The sequence below is a fragment of the Hafnia alvei genome (assembly GCF_900095695.1).
Classification (GTDB): domain Bacteria; phylum Pseudomonadota; class Gammaproteobacteria; order Enterobacterales; family Enterobacteriaceae; genus Hafnia; species Hafnia alvei_B.
In genome coordinates, this window is sequence record NZ_FMIQ01000025.1 from 1 (window position 1) to 5417 (window position 5417).

At 37.3% G+C, this 5417-nt stretch carries 2 protein-coding genes and 1 pseudogene; all 3 read left to right on the forward strand.

Features of this window, described 5'->3' with window-relative positions; translation table 11 throughout:
* Positions 1-1109: 1109 nt before the first annotated feature.
* Positions 1110-1354: pseudogene (locus BN1044_RS23860) on the forward strand (hypothetical protein); the annotation flags it as partial.
* A 501-nt stretch (positions 1355-1855) separates the two neighbouring features.
* Positions 1856-3517, forward strand: a complete 1662-nt coding sequence (locus BN1044_RS06670) for an NAD-dependent malic enzyme (RefSeq protein WP_139130910.1) — start codon at positions 1856-1858, stop codon at positions 3515-3517.
* An 80-nt stretch (positions 3518-3597) separates the two neighbouring features.
* Complete coding sequence (locus BN1044_RS06675; protein ID WP_040046856.1) at positions 3598-5052, forward strand: DASS family sodium-coupled anion symporter; 1455 nt, start codon at positions 3598-3600, stop codon at positions 5050-5052.
* The last annotated feature ends 365 nt before the right edge of the window (positions 5053-5417 follow it).

Sequence of the window (5417 nt, forward strand, 5' to 3'; positions counted from 1 at the left end):
GGCTCGAGCAACCATTACCGGAGTAAATGACAGGGCCAAGGGAAATACGACCTGCATACCGATATTCAGGTGTGCAATGGCGCGGATATATCTTCTACCCATTTTGATTTCAGAGGTAAAAGGAGGGGGGGATTTTTTCATATAAAACTCTATAGCTAATAATGTAGAATAATGAATATTAAGTAAGAAAAATGCATTTTAAAATTAAAACCATCTGCCCCATTCTTTGACATTGAAGTTACGATTTACATATACACTCACCAGAGTATGAATATAGATAAAAATATATATCCCTATAGCAAGTTTCTGTAATGAAAAACAATCTGATATTTATATCACTATATCATGGGAGGATATAGCTCAGTATTGTCATTGTTGTTTTCTCGAACCTATATATGCAATAGACATAAGGGACACATGTCTAGCTTATTATAATGATTAAAAACAAAAAAACAAATATACAGACCATTAATTTGATAAAAACAGGATAAGATGCTATTTTTTTTTGTTTTTAGATAAGTAACAGGATTTTGTAAAAAAAAGAAAGTTATATTCTATTTGTTTGTCTGAGTTTTAAAATCAATTACAGTCGTTTTTCATTTGTTTATTTTTTATCTGATCTGAAAAGTAGAAAATCATAAAAATAAATAAAAAACACACATTAACAAAACAATATATAACGAATATTTTAACGTTAAGATCCATTTGTAAAATAATGTAAACTATTCCATCTCAGCCTTCATATCATACATCTAACATTTAATCATGAATATTTGTTAAACTTAATTCAATAATTTTTAAGATACAATTTAATTAAGCATAGGTGGTATAAATGAGAGTACTCCTAATTCATAGCTTAAATTCATTACTCAGATATTAGAATACATACGTTGTACTCTGTCGCATTAGACTAATATTCAAATAATGTCCTTTTTAGGGTGATGTTGCTTAACATTGCCTCTCGCCAGAAACACCTTCAAACCAACGCATTAATCAGTCGAGGTCATTGTTCTGAGAAGATATGGCTTCTAGGCGCCACATTCATGTTGGCCAATCAAGGCTTCATAACTAGGTTTTCTGGGTTATCAGATATGGCATTTTGCCAGCACTTGTCCGCGATGTTGCGTGACTTACACTTTCAGCCGGCCCTGCGGGCCAACAATCATTGTCCATAATCCATTATCTGACCGAGCTGAAAGGCTCAAAAATACGCATGCTCGACGATGTTCCAGAGCAAATCACTTCTGGCCCCTAGAACGCCTAATCTATGGCAGAGATGGCCGGATTCTACGCGCGGGTTTATTCGTTGTGCCTGCTGGAACGTTTTCAGGATTCTTTGTTCCGTCGAGATCTCTGACTGGAGAATAGTGAACGGTGGGGTGAAATACCGTAGGAGGTACATCTGGCGAGGTTATCCCCGCTTAAACATAGTTATATAAATATGTTAGACCACTATACGTTTTCGTTATCGGATGACATTCTGAATGGAGAGTCAACATCAATTAATTTCATTACAAACAATAAGTTATCTCCATAACTTGCTTTTTTACATCACTGTCCCTCGATCCCATATACCAAGAAAAATACATTTTTGGTTTCACTTACTCCTTAAATAACACACATGCTAAGAAATTGTTTATTCATACATCAAAAATGATAAGAAATAGTTTTTCCATGAGATATTTTGTTAACTTTACACAGCTATTATTTCACTTGCGCATATTAATCATAATTTGAATGCAATTCTACTATATAGGTTAATTAGTAGCCACTATAAACTACTTGCTAAAAGAAAATCGTGAATATACCTTTTAGAAAATAAGCTATTTAATTAATTTATATGGTAGGAGTTATAATGCGATACACTCATCTTTCAGGCCAATCATTGCTAAGCTGTACTTCATTTAATAAGGGAAGCGCGTTTAGTAATAGTGAGCGCGATGAATTCAACCTTCACGGACTTGTACCTGCTGTAGTTGAATCGATAGATGAACAAAGTGAACGTATCCGATTTCAGTTGAATCGGTTTACTACTGATGAGGCTAGGCATATTTTTCTGAGGAATCTACAAGATACTAATGAAGTTCTATTTTATCACTATATAACATCAAACATAGATGACTCACTCCCATTAATTTACACTCCAACTGTCGGCTATGCCTGCCAACATTTTTCAGAAATATGGCGTAAGAATCGAGGGCTATTTATTTCTTGGGAAGATAGAAATAAAATTGAAAGTATTCTTCGTAATGTTATTGGCGATGAAATAAAAATTATCGTGATCACAGATGGTGAACGTATTCTTGGCTTAGGTGATCAGGGCATCGGTGGCATGGGCATCCCTATCGGAAAATTATCTTTATATACAGCTTGCGGTGGTATACCTCCGCACCAATGCTTGCCTATCATGCTAGATGTCGGAACAAACAACCAAGAACTATTAAATAACCCTCTATATATGGGAGCTCGTCATCCGCGTATTTTAGATTCTGAATATTATGAGTTTATCGATACGGTTATCTCCTCTATTGAGCGTCGTTGGCCAGGGGTACTGCTACAGTTTGAAGATTTTGCTCTAAAGCATGCAACTCCTTTGCTTCAAATGTATAAGGATAAACTATGTTGTTTTAATGACGATATTCAAGGAACTGCAACTGTAGCGTTAGGGTCGATTCTTGCTGCATGCCTTCATAATAACATACGACTATCTGAACAGAGAATTATGTTCGTCGGAGCAGGCTCTGCTGGCTGCGGTATTGCTGAACTAATCATTGCAGCACTTAGGAATGATGGGTTAGATGAGGATGTAGCCAGAAGTCATATATTTCTAGTCGACAAAGATGGCTTGATATTAAAAGATACCCCAGTGCTAACGGACTTTCAATATAGATTAGCCCACACAAGGGAAAGCCTCTCATTCTCACCTGATGGGAAGGATCTAGCAGAACTGGTAACCCATATCCAGCCATCAATTTTGATTGGTGTTTCAGGTGTACCTGGGTTATTTACCGAGGAGGTTGTTAAGTCCATGTATTCCAGTTTCACAATGCCGATTATACTCCCACTATCTAACCCTACATCTCGTGTGGAGGCTGTACCAAAAGATATTATTGAGTGGACCGATGGAAATGTAATTATTGCTACAGGTAGTCCATTTCAACCAGTAATCTATAATGGAAAAAAATATATTATATCCCAATGTAATAACTCATATATTTTTCCTGGACTTGGCCTTGGTGTTTTGATCTCTAAAGCAAAACGAGTGACGGAAAATATGTTCCTTGCTGCTAGTAAGGTTCTTGCTGAATCATCTCCAATGATTGAAAATCCTGAGGGTACTCTATTACCAGAATTGACAAATATTCATGATATATCTAAAAAAATAGCCATTGCTGTTGCATTAGCTGGCGTAGAGGATGGTGTCGCAAAACAAATGACTGTTTTTGAACTTAAGGATGAATTAGAAAATACCTTTTGGAAGCCTGAGTATCAAAATTACAAACGTATTTCTTTCTAATTAAATATTTATTATTAAGTTTTCCAAAAAAATTACGTTGGGGGAGCCCAACGTATAATACATATGAGAAGAGATGCCTTATGACATGTCAACAGCAGAATAATGTGCGATGGCTACCTTTAATTATCATAACCATGATTGCTGCAATATTTTGGTATCTAAGACAACCTAATGGATTGAGCGTACCCGCTTGGCATTCAACAATTATTTTTATAGCCACTATCGCGTGTATTGTCGTTAAAGTTTTGCCTATTGGCGCAGTTGGATTTATCGGAATAACTGTCTTTGCTTTGGTGCATTCGTCAGGAGATACAAGCTCTGCTGATAACGTTAAAATAGCGTTAAGTGATCTTAATAGTTCGTTAATTTGGTTAATTGTTGTTGCTTTTATGATTGCTAGAGGATTCATAAAAACGGGGTTAGGTCGGCGTATTGCACTGTTAATGATTCGTTTACTGGGAAAGCGCACGTTAGGTTTGGCGTACGGCTTAGCTTTTGCAGACTTAATTTTATCTCCTGCTATGCCTAGTAATACGGCACGATGCGGTGGTGTCATTTATCCGATTGCAGATTCACTAGCACGCAGTTTCGATTCGAGACCTGACGATGCTTCTCGAAGTAAGATTGGAACATTTTTAGTTACCTGTATCGGTAATGTCAATGATGTCACTGCTGCCATGTTCATGACCGGTTATACTGGGAATCTGCTCGCGGTAAAATTGGCAGCCAACGCTGGTGTTACCTTGAGTTGGGGCGGATGGTTAATGGCATCTATAATTCCATGTCTAATTTCTTTGATTCTTATCCCTCCCTTGGTTTATTGGTTAACAAAACCAGAAATTCGTAAAACGCCTGATGCTCCGAGCATTGCACGTGCTGAATTATCGAAAATGGGTTCGATTTCACTCAGTGAATATATGATGATTGGAACCGTTCTATTGTTGTTAGTGCTATGGATCTTTGGTAGCAGATGGGGTATCGATCCAACGATTGCTGCATTTGTTGGCCTATCAGCTCTGCTTTTATCTGGTGTGCTCAATTGGGATGATGTGAAAAATGAAAAGGATGCTTGGGATACATTAATATGGTTTGCAGCATTACTTATGATGGCAAACCAGTTAAAAAGATTAGGCTTTACAACTTGGTTTGGCAATCTTATAGGTAACAGCATTGGTCATACTATGCATGGAACTAACTGGATAATCATTCTAATATTATTAAATGCTGCATATTTTTACACACACTATTTCTTTGCCAGCGGTAATGCTCAGATAGCTGCTCTATATGGGGTATTCCTCAGTGTTAGTATTAATTTAGGTATTCCAACTGTACCAACTGCGCTTATGCTAGCCTTTTCCAGCAGCCTCTACTGTTCACTGACTCAATACACACATGCTCGTGGCCCTATTCTATTTGGTGCCGGATATGTTCCGACCGGTGTGTGGTGGCGAACAGGATTTATTATTAGTCTCATTAATCAAGCAGTATTCCTAATATTTGGCTTAATGTGGTGGAAGGTTTTAGGCTTGTACTAATATTGCAACTATAATAGTGAGACGGGTAACTGCTTCCTATTAGAAGGTCGCATGCGCCAGCCATTCTAATAGAGTAGGTTACCTAGTTACCACTTTGGTGTTTATTTATATACCTACGATCGAGTCAATACGATGTATATGCGCATCTATTTATCGTTGTGATAGGGAATGATTTTCCCTCATCATCGGTACGTTCCGCACGGTAGTTAAATCCATTTTGACCTTGTTCGGCTTCGTCCAATATATGGATAATCCTGTTACGTGTGAAATCGCCAAAGGTTGGTTATGCATCTAATTAGTTGAATTGAGATATAATGCCCGCTTTGAGGTTTTCTCATGGCCAGCGTTACTGTTCATTGTCCCCA